This window comes from Parasphingorhabdus cellanae (assembly GCF_017498565.1).
Taxonomy (GTDB): Bacteria; Pseudomonadota; Alphaproteobacteria; order Sphingomonadales; family Sphingomonadaceae; genus Parasphingorhabdus; species Parasphingorhabdus cellanae.
In genome coordinates this window covers 1573385-1590737 of record NZ_CP071794.1, presented here as the reverse complement: position 1 = coordinate 1590737, position 17353 = coordinate 1573385, and the positions used below count along the sequence as shown (strand labels likewise).

Annotated in this window: 17 protein-coding genes; 8 read left to right on the top strand and 9 right to left on the bottom strand. The window is 53.5% G+C overall.

Annotated elements, in window-relative coordinates; translation table 11 throughout:
* Positions 1-67 precede the first annotated feature (67 nt).
* Entirely contained in the window at positions 68-1438 is a 1371-nt protein-coding gene (locus tag J4G78_RS07785; protein ID WP_207989854.1) for an aromatic ring-hydroxylating dioxygenase subunit alpha, read from the bottom strand.
* The gene (locus J4G78_RS07780) at positions 1428-1961 is read right to left on the bottom strand and encodes a nuclear transport factor 2 family protein (RefSeq protein ID WP_207989852.1); all 534 of its coding nucleotides are present in this window, start codon (positions 1959-1961) and stop codon (positions 1428-1430) included. The genes J4G78_RS07785 and J4G78_RS07780 overlap by 11 nt, the downstream gene beginning before the upstream one ends.
* 81 nt (positions 1962-2042) lie before the next feature.
* Between J4G78_RS07780 and J4G78_RS07775 the strand changes: the two genes are divergently transcribed.
* A complete protein-coding gene (locus J4G78_RS07775) occupies positions 2043-2567 on the top strand; it encodes a nuclear transport factor 2 family protein (protein ID WP_207989850.1) in 525 nt (174 codons plus the stop codon).
* 46 nt (positions 2568-2613) lie between these two features.
* Here J4G78_RS07775 and J4G78_RS07770 read toward each other — a convergent pair whose 3' ends face one another.
* Complete coding sequence (locus J4G78_RS07770) at positions 2614-3516, bottom strand: prephenate dehydratase (RefSeq protein ID WP_207990538.1); 903 nt, start codon at positions 3514-3516, stop codon at positions 2614-2616.
* Positions 3517-3736: 220 nt separating this feature from the next.
* Between J4G78_RS07770 and J4G78_RS07765 the strand changes: the two genes are divergently transcribed.
* On the top strand, positions 3737-4393 hold the full coding sequence (locus tag J4G78_RS07765) for a c-type cytochrome (protein ID WP_207989849.1): 657 nt from the start codon (positions 3737-3739) through the stop codon (positions 4391-4393).
* A gap of 15 nt (positions 4394-4408) precedes the next feature.
* Here the strand turns inward: J4G78_RS07765 and J4G78_RS07760 are convergent, their stop codons facing one another.
* Entirely contained in the window at positions 4409-5278 is an 870-nt protein-coding gene (locus tag J4G78_RS07760) for an LOG family protein (RefSeq protein WP_207989847.1), read from the bottom strand.
* A gap of 67 nt (positions 5279-5345) precedes the next feature.
* On the bottom strand, positions 5346-6011 hold the full coding sequence (locus J4G78_RS07755) for an extensin-like domain-containing protein (protein WP_207989846.1): 666 nt from the start codon (positions 6009-6011) through the stop codon (positions 5346-5348).
* Between the two features lie 134 nt (positions 6012-6145).
* Between J4G78_RS07755 and J4G78_RS07750 the strand changes: the two genes are divergently transcribed.
* The 6 genes from J4G78_RS07750 to J4G78_RS07725 all read left to right on the top strand — a co-directional run bounded on the left by J4G78_RS07750 (position 6146) and on the right by J4G78_RS07725 (position 12623).
* Positions 6146-6787, top strand: coding sequence for a protein-methionine-sulfoxide reductase heme-binding subunit MsrQ (locus tag J4G78_RS07750; protein ID WP_207989844.1), 642 nt, complete (start codon positions 6146-6148; stop codon positions 6785-6787).
* A gap of 45 nt (positions 6788-6832) precedes the next feature.
* A complete protein-coding gene (locus J4G78_RS07745; protein WP_207989842.1) occupies positions 6833-7144 on the top strand; it encodes a PepSY domain-containing protein in 312 nt (103 codons plus the stop codon).
* 125 nt (positions 7145-7269) lie between these two features.
* Positions 7270-8439 (top strand): phosphoserine transaminase, encoded by a 1170-nt coding sequence (locus J4G78_RS07740; protein ID WP_207989840.1) that lies wholly within the window; start codon positions 7270-7272, stop codon positions 8437-8439.
* Positions 8440-8557: 118 nt separating this feature from the next.
* Positions 8558-10141 (top strand): phosphoglycerate dehydrogenase, encoded by a 1584-nt coding sequence (gene serA, locus J4G78_RS07735; protein ID WP_207989838.1) that lies wholly within the window; start codon positions 8558-8560, stop codon positions 10139-10141.
* A gap of 59 nt (positions 10142-10200) precedes the next feature.
* On the top strand, positions 10201-11316 hold the full coding sequence (locus J4G78_RS07730) for an ATP phosphoribosyltransferase regulatory subunit (protein WP_207989837.1): 1116 nt from the start codon (positions 10201-10203) through the stop codon (positions 11314-11316).
* Between the two features lie 17 nt (positions 11317-11333).
* Entirely contained in the window at positions 11334-12623 is a 1290-nt protein-coding gene (locus tag J4G78_RS07725; protein ID WP_207989836.1) for an adenylosuccinate synthase, read from the top strand.
* A gap of 110 nt (positions 12624-12733) precedes the next feature.
* Here the strand turns inward: J4G78_RS07725 and J4G78_RS07720 are convergent, their stop codons facing one another.
* The 4 genes from J4G78_RS07720 to J4G78_RS07705 form a co-directional block, all read right to left on the bottom strand.
* Positions 12734-13972: a dicarboxylate/amino acid:cation symporter gene (locus tag J4G78_RS07720; RefSeq protein WP_207989835.1), complete on the bottom strand. Its 1239-nt coding sequence runs from the start codon at positions 13970-13972 to the stop codon at positions 12734-12736.
* Between the two features lie 76 nt (positions 13973-14048).
* Positions 14049-15848 (bottom strand): SLC13 family permease, encoded by a 1800-nt coding sequence (locus tag J4G78_RS07715; RefSeq protein ID WP_207989834.1) that lies wholly within the window; start codon positions 15846-15848, stop codon positions 14049-14051.
* Positions 15849-15859: 11 nt separating this feature from the next.
* A complete protein-coding gene (aroC, locus tag J4G78_RS07710) occupies positions 15860-16927 on the bottom strand; it encodes a chorismate synthase (RefSeq protein ID WP_207989833.1) in 1068 nt (355 codons plus the stop codon).
* Positions 16924-17352, bottom strand: a complete 429-nt coding sequence (locus J4G78_RS07705) for a hypothetical protein (protein ID WP_207989832.1) — start codon at positions 17350-17352, stop codon at positions 16924-16926. Before J4G78_RS07705 ends, aroC begins: the two co-directional genes overlap by 4 nt.
* Position 17353 lies beyond the last annotated feature (1 nt).

The window sequence follows — 17353 nt, the reverse complement described above, 5'->3', positions numbered from 1 at the left end:
CGCGTATAAATTGTATATTTTACGGGCCTGGCTTCAGCAGCTTGTCAACGCTCTCAGGCACGTCCTGTTAAGCCGTTAAATATTCATCCAGCGTCATTTGCAGCTGCCTGATCCGGGCTTCCTGATAGTTGCCGAGGGACTGCGCGCCCTTTTTTGATGCTTTCGCGCCATCTCTTTGCATCGCCAGATTATCTGTATCCTGATCCAGTATCTCCGCGAGCGCGAAGCCGGGCACATTTGTATAACTATCCCCAATCTCCAGCCGGATGGGTGCGGCGGGGGCAGGGCGTTCACCGTTTTCGGGCAGGGGTTGTAGCACCAATATTTCATGCAGGCAGGTATCAACATCGATGGGACGAAAACGATAACACAGACGGATATTAATGCCGGGAAAGAAGAACATGTTGGGAAACAGAAAATATTCGATGCTGTCCATCATCTCGCTGGTCGAAACATCGGATAGATTGACATTAAACGCCTCACCATATTCCGCGCGCAGCATTTCGGCATGTACCGCTCTGGCGGATGCGCCCTCTGGCAGATCAGCGGGATCACGGCCGAGCTTTTCGAACAATTTTGCCTGGCTAACCGGCTGTTTCAGGTGCGGGCTTGGCACCCCGACCGCATGCATGAAGCGGCTCACATTTTTGCCAAATATATCATATTGCGCATTGGCGTCGGCAGCGTTGTAGATCGCCTGCGAATGGGTTTCGAGGACGTGATAGGCCTCCAAAAAAGCCTCCATCGCCATTTTCCAGTTGGCAGGCAGAACTTTTTGCGTGTGCAGGGCGACATAGCGGTCATCCATTGGCCATTGCTTGAAATGCTCCGGGATGATTTCAAGATAATCCATCAGCGGCGGCGCATCATCGTCCATGTTGATGAAGACAAACCCGCCCCATGTATCGCACTGCACCTCGGTCAGTCCAAAATTATCCTCGTTGAGATGCGGGAAGTCCCAGCGGCAGGGAATTTCTTTCAGGGATCCATCGAGATGGAATGTCATCCCGTGAAACGGACAGCGAATATGCGGGCGCTTGGCGCTGCTGCTGCCTTCTGTTGCAAATTGCATCCCGCGATGGGGGCAGCTGTTAACGAAGGCGCGAATCTTCTGGTCATCACCGCGGACAACCAAAATCGAATAGCGGCCGACGTCATAAACATGCCGATTGCCAGGTGCGGGTATATGTTCCTCCCGGCAGGCCCATTGCCAGGTCCGGTTCCACATATGGTCGATTTCACGCCGGGCGAAATCCTCGCTGATATAGCGGTCAAAGCCGATATCATTATCGCCGAGAAACGCATATTGCTCCGTCCGCATGGGTGCGGGCGGATTATCGCCATCGGCATCCATGATATCCTGCATCGATGGGCCCGGGCAGCGCGCTTCTCCCGGAGCCAGATCGGGATCCGATGGCTTGGTCAGATCATAGCCCATCGCTGTCTCCCGATTTGCGGCGCATCGCCTGCCGGTCGTAAAGCGAGTCGTCCGGCTTTCTTTTACCGACGATCATCCGTGGGTCGAGGAACTGATCACTGGAGGGCATATCACTGGCCCAATCGACAATTTCCGAACGATAGGCGAATTTCCAGACGTCGCCGCGTTTTTCATAACGGTCCAGATAACGGCCGCTCACGAACACATCATGCGGTTCACCGGATTCTTGAGGGACCTTGTGATAGGCTTGGTAATAGACTTCCCCAAAGCCTTCATCGCCATCAATGTCTATAATATGTTGTCCGATGATATGGTGATTACGGTCATGACCCTCCAAGGCGGCCATGCAAAAATCCGCAAAGCCATCCGCGCCGCCTGCATAAATTCCATAGTCAAGAAAAGCGTCGTCCCAGAATTGGGCACGGAACAGGTCGCGGTCCAGCCGGTCGAGGCCGCGCATGTAGAGAGCCGCCAGATCTTGGATGGCCAGCTTTGCCAAGGCCATGTCATATGCTTGTGCCAACCTGCATCTCCTGTCTCTTTGGGTTATAGTAAACCAGCGCGCCCTGAGGTAAATTGGCCATATCGATAGCGGGAGGATGGCATGACAACAGCAGCAGGGCGCGTCCCTGATGTCTCGGAATTAGCCGATCGCGCGGCTATCGAGGAAATACTGGCCTTGCATTGCCGCGGCGTTGATCGCGCCGATGAAGCGGCGTTGAAACACTGCTACTGGCCCGATGCCACCACGGCTTACGGAGAAGCTGCGGTACTGGCGCATCCGTTTTGCAGCCAACTGGTCAGCGCGATCAAAGCCTATAGGCAAACCCATCATATGGTGACCAACAGCCTGTTTGTTTTTGATGGTGACCGGGCAAAAGTCGAAACTATATTGCTGGCTTTTCATTATATGGTGAACGATGATGGCGATGATAATGAGATGACCTATTTGGGGCGCTATCTCGATGATTTTGAAAAGCGCGACCATGTCTGGAAAATCAAACATCGCGAACCGATCATGAGCTGGAGCCAGAATGGTTCTGCCACGCATGACGCCGACCATCCCGCTTTGTCGGCCTTGCGCAGGGCCAAGCGCTATCCTGATGATCCGATCTATGAAACGGACTAGTTTCGATTGGATGCCACGCCCGTTTCATCGGGCAACTTTTAGCCTTTTATTGCGGCATTGCTGTTCGCGGCCGGGCTTGGTGATAGGTGCCTAGCAAGCGGACACTGTTGCAATGAAAGCGCAATTCTTCCAGCGCACGGTCAACCGCCGGGTCGCCGGGAGCGCCTTCAATATCGGCATAGAATTTTGAGGCCGAAAAGCTGCTGCCTTCCTGGTAGCTTTCCAATTTGGTCATGTTGACGCCATTGGTCGCAAAGCCGCCCATCGCCTTGTAGAGCGCAGCGGGAATATTTTTTACTTCGAAGATGAAGGTGGTCATGTTGGGACCATTGGCTTCCGGCACCGTCGCTTTGGGGGCCAGCAACACGAAACGCGTCATATTATGATCTTCATCCTCGATCGCATTGGCGATGGGTTGCAAGCCATATATTTGAGCGGCGAGCGGCGGTGCTATTGCCGCTGCATTGGGGTCGTCATGTTGCGCAACATAGGCTGCGGCTGCCGCTGTGTCGGCATAAGCGACCGGAATAATATCGTGGGTGCGCAAATAATGGCGGCACTGGCCCAGCGCTTGCGGATGGCTCATCGCTGTTTTGATCTGTGCATCCGCTGTTTTGGCCATCAGACAGTGGCGGATTGGCATGAAATGTTCGGCAACAATATGGAGACCCGATTCGGGTAACAGAAAATGGATATCGGCAACCCGCCCATGAAGACTATTCTCAATCGGAATTATGGCGGACCCTGCAGTGCCATGTTTAACAGCATCAAGCGCGTCTTCGAACGAAAAACAGGGTAAAGTCAGGCAGTCCGGCGCATATTCCAATGCTGCGAGATGGGAATTCGCGCCCGGTGCGCCTTGAAAGGCTATGGCCTGAGCAGGTGATTCCGCTGCAGTCTCGGCCATTTTCCGGACCATGCCGAGGGCGTTTTGCGGGAAGCTATTCATGATATCGTCGGTTCCTGTTCTATGCGCCCGTTCATTCATGGCCGCGATTGCCGCACAAATCGGGTCTACGCAAGACCTGATCGCATATCGCGAAACTGGCGCAACAATATTAGCAACTGCAGGCGCAATTGAGGTCTTGCTTTGAATCAGCGCCCTTATTAGAGAAAGCCCTAAGTTTTGGCAGGCAGCTCCTGTCCGTAATGCAGGGATTTGAGACGAGATGGACAATAACAACACCATTGCTGGCTGGGTATTGGCAGGCGGAATCGCGGCGCTAGGCTTTTCGATTCTCAGCGGGAAATATTTCCACGCTGATGGGAATGAACGGCCTGAAACAATGGGCTATATTATTGAAGGTGTTGAAACAGCAGACAGCGGTACGGACGAAGTACCAATGAGCATGATGCTCGCCAAGGCCGATATTGCGGCTGGCGAAGCGGTGTTCAAAAAATGCATTGCCTGTCACACAATCAATCAGGGCGGTGCAAACGGTATCGGACCTAATCTTTATGATTCGCTGGGCAAACCTCATGGTCATGTTGCCGGCTTTGCTTATAGCGATGCCTTAAAGTCCATCGAAGGCGACTGGAATTTCGACAATATGAACGCGTGGTTGATATCTCCGCGTAAATATGCGCCGGGTACGAAGATGACCTTTGCGGGTCTTGGCAAGCCTGAGGACCGCGCGAATGTCATCGCCTACATGAATGCGCAGGGATCAAACCTGCCTTATCCTGAACCACCAACAGAAGAAGCACCGGCTGAAGGCGAAGAAGTGGTTGATGCTGGCGCCCCGGCCGAAGCAGAAGCCGCTGCCGCAGCCGAGCAAGTTGCGGAGGAAACCGCAGAGGCGAGCGAAGCGGCTGCTGAAGAATAGTTTAGCGGCTAGCGATTAGCTGCAATCGAGACCGTAGAAATCCTGGATGATGTTCCAGGCTTCATCAGCGGTTTCGACAAATTGGAACAGGTCGAGATCTTTGGCGCTGATCGTGCCTTCCTCGGCCAACGCATCAAAATTAATGACCCGATGCCAGAAGTCCTTGCCGAACAAGATGATCGGTAGCTCCTCCATTTTGCCGGTCTGAACCAGCGTCAGCAGCTCAAAAAATTCGTCAAAGGTTCCGAAACCACCGGGGAACACAGCAACCGCGCGGGCCCGCAGCAAAAAGTGCATTTTGCGCAAAGCAAAATAATGGAACTGAAAACTCAAAGATGGCGTCACATATTCATTGGGTGCCTGTTCATGGGGCAAGACAATGTTCAGGCCGATGGAATCTTTGCCAACATCAGTCGCTCCGCGATTGGCAGCCTCCATTATTGAAGGTCCGCCGCCTGAGCAGACAACAAAGTCCCGCTTGCCGTTTTCTTCAATGCCACAATTACTGGCAAGTTGGCCCAATTTACGGGCTTCATCATAATATTTGGACTTTTCTTTTAGTCGCCGCGCTGTTTTCAAAGATGCTTCGTCAGTTGCTGCTTCAATAAGTGCATCGGCCTTGCTGGGTTCGGGGATACGCGCCGAACCATACATCACCAGAGTGGAGCCAATGCCCGCCTCATCCAGTAGCATCTCGGGCTTCAGCAGCTCCAGTTGGAACCGGACCGGGCGTAATTCTTCGCGGAGCAGGAAATCATTATCCTGAAAGGCGAGAGTGTAAGCGGGGTCTTCGGTTTGAGGGGTGCTGAGCGCTTGCTTTTTTGCGAAATCTGCTTCTTGTTTTGCACGATAGAAGCGGCGGTCGTGTAGATCTTTATTTGTCATAGCTTTGCCCTAGAGCATAGCTATGTGACTTGCCAATGAAGTTAACGGTTTAAGTGCAATATATCGTTCAGCGACAATAACCGCTGCCGCCCATGTCAAAATGAAAATGATCGTGGTGATCGGCGTTAAAGTCTGGGCTGAGCACCGTGCCAAAGCGCCGACAAGCGCTTTTGTGGATCGCTCTTAGAAACTGTTTTTCCTTACGGCCATTGCGCCAGTTTTTAGTCAGCGTGATCCGCCTACCATCAGCGAGCACAAAACCGGATACATCAATGGCATTGGCGCGGCCATGTTCTGACAAACGGCCGGATCCTGCGATCCGGCGGCAGCTATAGCTTCCCATAGTCTCTATCCGGACCAATTCGCTTCCCAAATATTGGCGAGCTGCGCGTTTCACCGCATATTCCGTCCAGGCAGCAAATTTACTGGCCAACTGACATTTCACCGGGCCGAGATTGGTGACTTCCGTGCGGCGGCCGACGTCCAGCATTTTGATCGTGTCTATCTGACTGCATCCACCGCTGAAATTCTGATTGGGCAGTGGAGAGAAGCTGACACCAGCGTTACGCAATTCGCCGAAACACTGCCTGGCGCTGGGACTGGGATCGATTTTTCCAGCGCCACTAGAGGGGCGCTTATTATCGGGTATCCCGCAAGCGCCAAGTGCCAGCGACAAAAACCCCAGGGCCAAAAAATTACGTATAATTATCGCTTTTTCAAATGATATTTTCATACAAACCGCTTGACTAAGCGTTCCTAAATCTCGGCTGAAGATTGATGCTTATAACCGCTTTTACGCCCGATGGGACAGATTTTGCGACAGGCTGTTACAAATAAATTCTGGACCTATCGAGTCGGACTATTCAAATGGAAGCGATGACAGCGCTTTTGCGAATATTGAACAGTTTGCCCATTTTTTGGCTATTACTCAGCCTGCCAGCCGTGGCGCTCATGCGCGGCTATTGGGTCGGCGATATTATTGCGATGGATATGTTGCATCCCACTGGCGAGTTTTCTGCGCGGTTCATGATTGTCGCAATGATCATATCGCCGCTTATCACGATTTTTGGTAATCGGGGCTGGACCAGTTGGCTGCTCCGGCGGAGACGGTCGTTGGGTGTTGCGGCCTTCGGTTATGCCATGTTGCATCTGGTCTTCTACATAATCGATATGGAGGAACTGGAGCCCATATTGGCAGAATTTTGGGCGCCTGGTATCTGGACCGGCTGGGCCGCGATGTTGTTATTTGTACCACTCGCTATCACCAGCAATGATGCTTCCATGCGCTGGCTTAAACGCCGTTGGAAGATGTTGCAGCGTTTGGTCTATGGCGCTGCGCTGCTAACATTGGCTCACTGGTTGCTAATTCATGATGGCATGACCGGAGCGCTTGTGCATTTTATTCCGCTGTTCATGCTACAGTTATTGCGAATGATTATCATCTATGGCAGAAAGAACAAGAATGTCGTGAAAGCCGATTCGCCTCCGGCTTCTGTGACAACCGAATGATTGAAATCCGATCCTAACCCGATTTTTAGTTGGAGTTTTTTGAAAATGAAATACCCCGCAATTACCGCTACACTCGCAGCCGCTACAATGGCTTTTGGTTTCTCGGCCCCAGCACATGCCACGGGCAAAATGAAATGCGAAGCCGGACCACAATCTGGGTGGGTTAGCCGTGATGATCTGGAAGCCGATCTTGTCAAAAAAGGCTGGAAAGTCAAAAAGTCCAAGGTCGATGGTGGCTGTTATGAAGTTTATGGCACGACCCCGGAAGGCGACCGGGTTGAAGCCTATTTTCACCCGGTATCAATGGAGAAATTGCTGGTCCTGCGGCGGGGCAAAGAGCTCTTCCGCAAGCAATAGTCTGTTCAGCACAATTTGCTGACGCCATGATATTTGTTGCTTGACTTGCTGCGCTGCAACAACCATTGCGGCGACGGGCCACGCGGTCCCAACGCCGCGCGAGCTCTCTGTAAGGAGAAGCGTACATGACTGATACTACCGTTGCGACGCCTGAATTGCGTCCAAATTGCCCGAATTTTTCTTCGGGCCCTACCGCCAAATTTCCTGGCTGGTCTCTCGACAAAATCAACACTGTGGCTATGGGCCGTTCCCATCGCTCTGCTACCGGCAAGGCGCGGCTGAAATACGCGATTGACCTCAGCCGGGAACTGCTCGGCATTCCCGACGACTATCTTATAGGCATTGTTCCTGCGTCTGATACGGGCGCGGTTGAGCTGGCGATGTGGAATATGCTAGGCGCGCGTCCCGTGACGGTTGCGGCTTGGGAAAGCTTCGGCAATGTCTGGATTCAGGACGCCGTGAAACAGCTCAAGCCTGCTGATCTGACAGTTCTCGAAGCCGATTATGGCGAAATTCCCGACCTTACCCGGATCGACAAAGGCGACGATATCGTCTTTACCTGGAACGGCACGACATCAGGCGCGAAAATTCCCAATACCGACTGGATCGCCGATGATCGTGATGGCGTGACCATCAACGATGCAACCAGCGCCGTTTTTGCACAGCCAATGGACTGGGCGAAGCTTGATGCAACGACTTATAGCTGGCAGAAAGTTATGGGCTCGGAAGCTGGTCACGGGATGCTGATCCTCAGCCCTCGCGCGGTTGAACGGATGGAAAGCTATTCACCCGATTGGCCGTTGCCGAAAATCTTCCGCGTGAAGAAGGGCGACAAGCTCAACCGCGCCATCTTTGAAGGGGCGACGATTAACACGCCGTCTTTGTTGGCGACCGAAGACTATATTGCCTCTCTGGAATGGGCCAAATCCATTGGCGGCTTGAAAGAGCTGCACGCGAGGGCAGACCGCAATGCCAAGATCGTCCATGACTGGATTGAGGCGACTCCGTGGCTCCGCAACATGGTCAGCGATCCGGTAAAATGGACCAACACGGGCGTCTGCATGATGTTCCAGGGTGATTGGTATGATGGCCTGAACGACGATGATAAGGCCGCTGTTCCCAAGAAAATCGCTGGCATGCTTGAGAAGATGGATATTGGCTATGATTTCAATGGCTATCGCGATGCGCCGCCTTCTTTGCGTATCTGGTGCGGTTCTACCGTAGAGGAAGAAGATATCCGCCGCCTGCTGCCCTGGATTGAATGGGCTTACGCACAGGTCAAAGCCGAGATTTAATTTTCTTTGTGCCCCTGCGAAGGCAGGGGCCCATCTCCCCCGGTTTTGCTAACCGAGATGTCCGGAGATGGATCCCCGCCTTCGCGAGGACACCCGAAATTACAAGGATTCCAAAGAGATGCCTAAAGTACTTATTTCCGACAAAATGGACCCAAAAGCCGCCGAAATTTTCCGTGAGCGCGGCGTTGAGGTCGATGAGATTACCGGCCAAACGCCGGAAGAATTGATGCAGATTATCGGTGACTATGACGGTCTTGCCATCCGGTCTTCGACCAAGGTAACGCCTGAAATATTGGAAGCAGCCACAAACCTGAAAGTCGTTGGCCGGGCCGGTATTGGTGTCGATAACGTTGATATTCCAGCCGCTTCTGCCAAAGGCGTGGTGGTCATGAACACGCCCTTTGGTAACAGCATCACGACGGCGGAACATGCCATCGCCATGATGTTCGCGCTGGCCCGTCAGCTTCCTTCTGCAGATGCCTCAACCCAGGCCGGTAAGTGGGAAAAATCCAAATTTATGGGCGTCGAGTTGACCAATAAGACGCTTGGCTTAATCGGTGCCGGTAACATTGGTTCGATTGTTGCCGAGCGTGCCATTGGTTTGCGGATGAAGGTCGTCGCTTATGATCCGTTCCTGACGGCTGAACGCGCCGTTGAAATCGGCATTGAGAAAGTGACGCTGGACGAGCTGCTCGGCCGTGCTGACTTTATTACCATGCATACCCCGCTGACCGATCAAACACGTAACATCCTGTCGGCCGAGGCTCTTGCCAAGACCAAGCCTGGCGTACGGATCATCAACTGTGCCCGCGGCGGTCTGATCGATGAAGCGGCTTTGAAAGAAGCGTTGGAATCCGGCCAAGTCGCTGGCGCGGCGCTTGACGTCTATGCGCAGGAGCCGGCCAAGGAAAACGATCTTTTTGGTACGCCAAACCTGATTTGTACCCCGCATTTGGGCGCCTCGACGAGTGAGGCGCAGGTCAACGTCGCTATTCAGGTTGCAGAACAGATGGCGGACTATTTGGTCAACGGCGGTGTAGAAAATGCGCTTAACATGCCCAGCCTGTCGGCGGAGCAGGCGCCGAAGCTGAAGCCCTATATGGTGCTTGCAAACCAGTTGGGTTCACTAATTGGCCAGCTGTCCAGCAGTTCGCTTAAAGGCATTTCGGTAGAAGTCGAAGGCGCGGCAGCCGAGCTTGATCCCAAACCGATAACCGCTGCTGTTCTCGCAGGATTGATGGCTGCTTATAGCGACTCTGTGAATATGGTGAACGCGCCCTATCTGGCGAAAGAACGTGGCCTTGATGTCCGTGAAGTACGGCATGATCGCGAGGGCGACTATCATACATTGGTCCGCGTGTCGGTCACCACCGATGAAGGCGAGAAATCCGTAGCCGGTACATTATTTGGTTCTTCTGGTCCGCGTCTGGTCGAGATGTTCGGCATCAAGGTTGAGGCTGATCTGGAAGGCGACATGCTTTATATCGTCAACCAGGATCAACCCGGCTTTATTGGTAGTGTCGGTTCAACCCTGGGCGAAGCCGGTGTGAATATCGGGACGTTCCATTTGGGGCGCCGGTCTGACGCGCCGGGTGGAGAAGCGGTGCTACTGCTCTCCATCGATTCGCCGGTAGAAGAGCCTGTCCTGTGGGCCGTTTGTAAACTCGAAGGGGTCAAAACAGTCAAAGCGCTGCGCTTCTAAAAAATAGGCCAAAAAACCGGTGGCCTGAGCGCGCGCTTAGGCTATGGAGACGAAAGTCTATGCAAAAGCTGTCTAACCTGCTGCCCGAAGGCTTTCACGATTCCCTGCCTCCCCATGCGGAAGCAGGGTCTCGACTCGAACGTGATGTCCTCGATACGCTGGCCAGCCATGGTTATGCGCGCGTGTCTGCTCCGCTGGTGGAATATGAAGATGTGCTAACCGGCCGGATGACTGGTTCGGCGAAGAGCGATCTTATGCGCTTCGTTGATCCTATCTCGCAGCGGACATTGGCGCTGCGCCCCGATGTAACTATGCAAATTGGCCGGATCGCAGCGACCAGCCTTTCGAGTGCAGCTCGGCCATTGCGTCTCAGCTATTCTGGGCAAGTGTTGAAATTGCGCTCTGGGCAGCTGCACCCTGAACGCAGCCGCATGCAAATTGGCGCTGAGCTGATCGGAACCGATAGCGTCGCAGCGGCGAGCGAGATAGTGGCTGTGGCTATCGAGGCTCTTGGACGGGCTGGTCTGATCGGGATCACGGTGGATTTCACGATGCCCGATTTGGTCGATGTCCTGTCGGCCGGGCCGTTACCACTTAGCGAGGCGCAAGCGGCTGAAGTACGTAGCGAGCTGGATATGAAAGATGCGGGCGGCCTTACCGAACTGGGTGCCACCGGTTATCTGCCGCTGATTGAGGCCACCGGACCATTTGATGATGCGATGGCAAAAATGCGGGCCTTTGATTGCGATGGTCTGCTGACATCGCGGCTGGATGGAATAGCCGCCATTGCTGCGAACATAAAAGACAAAGCAGAACTAACCCTCGACCCGACCGAACGCCATGGCTTTGAATATCAAAACTGGTTCGGCTTCACTCTATTTGCCGAAGGTTTCGTCGGCGCAATGGGACGCGGCGGCAGTTATGAAATTCCGACAGCTGATGGCGAGACCGAAAATGCAGTGGGCTTCTCGCTCTACCCAAGCCCGCTTGTAGACGCTGGTTTCAGCGCCAAAGCCAAGGATATCTTGTTTCTGCCATTGGGGCATGACAGTAAAATCGCCGCATCTTTGCGGGCAGAGGGATGGCGCACGGTTGCGGCGCTTTCGGACAGCGATGACGCAGCGACTTTGGGTTGCACCCATCATCTGGACGGCAAACAACCGATAGCAATTTAACAGGAAGATAAGCGAATATGGCCAATGTAACCGTGATCGGTGCCCAATGGGGTGATGAAGGCAAAGGCAAGATCGTCGACTGGCTGTCGGAACGCGCTGATGTCGTTGTCCGGTTTCAGGGCGGTCACAATGCTGGCCATACTTTGGTCGTTGATGGTGAAGTTTATAAGCTATCCTTGCTGCCCTCCGGCATTGTCCGCGGTGCGCTTTCGATTATCGGCAATGGCGTGGTACTCGACCCTTGGCATCTTCGTGATGAAATCGAAAAGCTGAGCAAACAAGGTGTCGCGATCAACGCAGATAATTTTGGCATTGCGGAAAACTGCCCCTTAATTCTGCCGATCCACCGCGACCTCGACGCGCTGCGCGAAGACGCCAGCGGCAAGGGCAAGATTGGTACGACCCGGCGCGGCATTGGTCCGGCCTATGAAGACAAAGTGGGCCGCCGGTCAATCCGGGTGTGCGATCTTGCCTATCTCGATGATCTGGGGCCGCAACTGGACCGGCTCTGCGCGCATCATGACGCATTGCGCGCCGGTTTTGGAGAAAAGCCAGTTGATCGCGAGCGGCTGCTGGCGGACCTGCGTGAGATTGCGGACTCCGTTTTGCAATATGCGCAGCCTGTCTGGAAGCGCCTGAACGAAGCCCGCAAGCGGGGCGATCGGATATTGTTTGAAGGTGCGCAAGGGGTTTTGCTGGATGTTGATCACGGCACCTATCCTTTTGTAACCAGCTCCAACACGATTTCGGGAACTGCAGCAGGTGGCTCGGGCATAGGCCCGTCGGGCACGGGTTATGTGCTCGGCATTGTCAAAGCCTATACAACCCGCGTCGGATCTGGACCGTTTCCGACCGAATTAGACGATGATGTCGGCCAGCGTCTCGGCGAGCGTGGCCACGAATTTGGCACTAACACCGGGCGTCAACGGCGCTGTGGCTGGTTTGATGCCGTGCTGGTAAGACAAGCGCTGGCAGTATCTGGTGTGGCTGGCATTGCGCTGACCAAGCTGGACGTTCTCGATGGCTTTGAAGAACTGAAAATTTGCGTTGGTTATGATTTGAACGGCGTTACTTATGACTATCTGCCGCCCCATCATCAGGATCAGGAAGCGGTGAAACCGATCTACGAAACCATGTCCGGTTGGAGCGAATCCACCGCTGGTGCGCGCAGCTGGGCCGATCTACCGGCGCAGGCAATCAAATATATCAAGCGCGTCGAAGAGTTGATCCAGTGCCCGGTTGCGCTGGTATCAACATCTCCCGAGCGTGAAGACACGATTCTGGTTAAGGATCCCTTTGCGGACTAAATTTTTCCTGTTCGCCGCTCTGGCAATGGTCTGCAGAGCGCATATCCAGACTTGTCACAACAGCAGCAGATCCGGGACGTGGTACCTGGCGCTGTGATTGCCATTAAGCCTTAAACATCATCCGCCGAAATCATTTCTTCAACATCAATTTCACCGGTCATCACAGCCACTGTAGTTGCGATAGCAGCATCGCCGGATACATTGGTTGTCGTGCGCATCATATCCATGATCCGGTCAACACCAGCGACAAAGGCAATGGTTTCAAGAGGTACGCCGACACTGCCGAACACCAAGGCCATCATGATCAAACCAGCGCCGGGAATGCCTGCTGCGCCAATGGCCCCGAGGGTAGAAGTAATCGCGATCAGCACATAATCACCAAAGCTCAAATCCACGCCAAAAATCTGTGCTCCAAACAAGGTTGCCAGCCCCAAATACATGGCCGTACCGTTCATATTGATTGTCGCGCCCAGCGAGACCACAAAGCTGGCAACTGAGTTGCTGACACCCAGATTGCGTTCCACACAACGCAAGGTGACGGGCAGTGTCGCATTGGATGAGGCGGTGGAATAGCTGACAGCAATCGCATCGATAATCCCGCGGAAAAAATCAATCACGGGCAGTTTAGCAATAAATTTGATCATTGCGGAATACATCACGCCTATGATTAGCAGGCAGCCAAGATAGTTAAGTCCAACCAGCTGTGCGAGCGAGATGAGTGCATCTGGACCCAGCGTCCCGGCAACCCATGCCATCAGCGCAAAGACACCAAAGGGAGTCAACTCCATGACGATCATCGTCACCTTCTGCATGACGACAGCACCGCTGTCGAAAATCTTTGCGAGCGGTTTGCCGTCTTCCTTGGCCATTAAAATGCCAATGCCGATGAGGAGCGCGAACACAATTAGTGGCAATACCCGAACGTCGGCCATGACTTGCACCGGACTGTCCGGGACGATCGAGAGGATCATATCAACGGCGGTGGTTTCGTTGGGGGCAGGCGTCTCGCCTTTCTGTATGGCCGCAGTGTCGACCCCTTTACCGGGCGCAAAAAAAGTGCCCAATGCCAAGCCGAGCCAGGCCGCAATTTGGCCGGTTATCACGAATAATATCATGGCTCGACCGCCGACACTGCCGAGTTTTCGGAGGTCGCCAAGAGCAGCGACGCCCGCGACCAGCGAAAAGAAAATCAATGGTACGACCAGCATCTTGATCGCCTTGATGAAGAAATCACCGATCCATTTGATGGTTTCTGCTTCGGGGCCCCATGCTAAGCCAGTGATGACCCCCAAAACCAAAGCTGCGATAACCCGCTGCCAAAGCGGTATTTTGAACCAGAATGACAGCATGTCACAGACCCCTGTTTTTGTTTTATTTTAGCCTATAGCGGCAACTGAAATACGGCAAGCGATTAGCGGCCTGTTGTTACATTGTGAAACTTATCGCCAGACAAGTGGCTAATCCCACACCAACGGTGAGAGGAATACCGGCCTTGAAAAAGTCAGTGAACCGGTAATTGCCTGCTGCATAAACCAATGTGTTGGTTTGATACCCAATGGGTGTTGCGAAACTAGCCGAGGCAGCAAACATGACGGCGATGACCAATGGCCTTGGGTCAACACCTAAATCCTGACCAAGCGCAATAACGATCGGCGTTATAATAATCGCTACGGCATTGTTGGTTACAATTTCAGTCATAATCACAGACAATATATAGATCGCGAAAACCAGAGCCCATGGCGGCATCGTTTCCAGCAAAGGTGTGAGATAGGTGACAATCAGGTCAACGCTGCCTGCCTGTTGCAAGCCAAGGCCAACTGCCAACATCCCGAAAATCAATACGAGTACATTGCCGTCCATCGATCCCCATGCTTCCTCTGCATCAATACAACGTGCCAGCAATATCGCGCCTACCGCCAATATAGCCGCGACAGCTAGTGGAACGATATTAAGTGCCGCCAAAGCGACCACCGCGACCAAAGCACCGATGGCAATCGGCGCGCGGTCCCGGCGAAAGGCTCTTATCTTGGTTTCGCCAACACCAAAGAGATTGGGATTTTCATACATTCGCTGAATGTCTTTGCTCGACCCGGTAACGAGCAGGCGGTCAGCGGCATGGATGCGTGCATTTGTAAGGTCGGATCGCGGCAGATTGCGATAGCGGGTCATGCCTAATATGCGGACGTTTAATTGACCGAGAAACGGGATATCGAACAGGCGGTTTCCGATGCTGGGATGGCCGGGCGCCACTGTGGCTTCAACCAGTTCTTCGCCCAATGGCCCGACATCGCCAGACCGAACAATGCCGATCTTGAAATCTTCCGAAGCCCGCAGGGATATAAGTTCAGCAAGATCGAGCCTTACAACAATACGATCGCCGGCACGCAGTTCATGATGTTCCAAGTCATGGCGAATATAGCTGCTCAGGCGTTTCACGGCAGAGACATTGACGCTGGTCCGGCGGATGATCGGAACCTCTGACAGCATTTTGCCAATGGCGGATGATTTGTTGCGTACAGTCAGTTCGGTCAAGAAGTCGCTTTCATCGCTGCTGGCAAATTCGCCGCCGACTTGCCCGCCGGGCAACAGCCAGCTGCTAAATAAAACCATCATAATCGTACCAGCCACTGCAGCCACCAAGCCGTAAGGCGAAATTTCAAAAATCCCGAAGCCGCCCATGCCGCTGTCACGCGCAACCGAATCAACAATCAGGTTGGTCGATGTACCGATCAATGTCGTTGTACCGCCCAGGATACAGATGAAACTTAACGGGATCAGCAATTTTTTGGACGAGATACCTGTGGCGCGGGACAGGCGGATAATGATCGGGATTAGCACTAACACAACCGGGGTATTATTCATAAAGGCAGACGCAACAAAAGCACCCAAGAACATCTCAACCACCGCCAGTTTGGGATGCTTTTTCGCGCGCTCGATAATGAAGCCAGCAATGGCGTCAATTGTTCCGGTTCTTAGCAACGCTCCGGACAATATGAACATCGCAGCAATGGTAATTGGTGCGGTGTTGGAAAAGACCGAAAACAGCCCATCGGAATCGATGATACCGAGGAATAGAAACGTACAGGCGCCAAGCACTGCCACAACAGCCGCGGGAAAGCGTTCCATGATGAAACCAGCGAAGAGGAAGCATAATATGACAAGGCCGATGATCGCTTTGTGCGCCTGGATATAGTCATCAATGACGTGAAGGACGAGGTCGATCATCTAGATATTGCTCACCCGCATTGTGCCCGATGCAGCAGTTTTTGATCTGCCAATACCAAAGCCATCATTGCCTCCACAACCGGAACACCGCGTATGCCGACACACGGATCATGGCGCCCTTTTGTAACGATTTCGGTCGCCTCGCCGTCACGCGTGATCGTATCAACTGGCGTGAGGATAGAGCTGGTCGGTTTGAATGCGACGCGGCAAAATAAGGGTTGGCCGGTGGATATTCCGCCTGCTGTTCCGCCGGCATGGTTGGACGCAAATCGTGGCCCTTCATTTCCCGGCCGCATGGCATCCGCATTATCCTCGCCGCGCAGACGGGCCGCATGAAAGCCATCGCCAATTTCAACGCCCTTGGTGGCGTTGATGGTCATCATCGCAGAAGCAATTTCACTGTCGAGCTTGGCATATACCGGCGCCCCCCACCCGGCAGGAACGCCGGTTGCTTCGCAGGCAATGATTGCGCCAAGACTGCTGCCATCTTTACGCGCACCGTCGACTAGCGCTTCCCAACGTTTGGCTGCTGGGGCGTCCGGGCAGAAAAACGGGTTATTGGTAATTTCGTTGGCATCGAAATTCGCCATATCAATCGCGTCGCCGCCAATTTCAGCAACCCAAGCACGCACGGAAACTTCAGGGATCGCAAGTCTTGCCACCGCACCCGCCGCCACGCGCGCTGCGGTTTCGCGGGCGCTGGAACGTCCGCCACCGCGATAATCGCGAAAGCCATATTTGGCATCATAGGCATAATCGGCATGGCCGGGGCGATAGGCCTTGGCGACTTCGCTATAATCCTTCGACCGTTGATCCACATTCTCAATCATTAGTGAAATTGGCGTACCGGTTGTTTTGCCTTCAAAAACGCCGGACAGGATTTTAACCTGATCAGGCTCTTGGCGCTGCGTCGTATATTTCGATTGACCGGGACGGCGTGCATCCAGAAACGGTTGGATGTCGGATTCGCTCAGCTCTAACCCCGGAGGACAGCCATCCACAACGGCGCCGAGCGCAGGTCCATGACTTTCTCCCCACGTGGAAAAGCGAAAAACGCGGCCGAATGTGTTGTAACTCATGGATTGCTTTCGCTATTATTCGGACCTCTAGTGAGGCTCGTCCCTTCTATCATCCGATAAAACCTATCGCATTTTTCCTGACTGGTTTCGCAGCGAACGTCCACCACCAAATTTTCAGGCTTTGCTTCGAGATCGGTATAATAGCGACAGGCAACGCTGGGATAGGCGCTGTTTACCTTTGTCGCAAAGACCAGGACCCCGCTGTCTTCCGTCATAAAATGTGCATAAACATCAAAGTCACTGAGTTTCAGTATGCCAGGACTGGTCTCGGCAATTTTTCGCAAGGCGACGATATTCTTGGCAGTAAGTCCGCAAAGTTCAAAAGTCTCACCTTGATTGCCTTTGGCATCAGTAGAGCCTAATGCATTCGCACCCGTGCCCGCCAAAAGCGATGCCGCTGTAAATAAGCCGAGCCAAACCCTCATG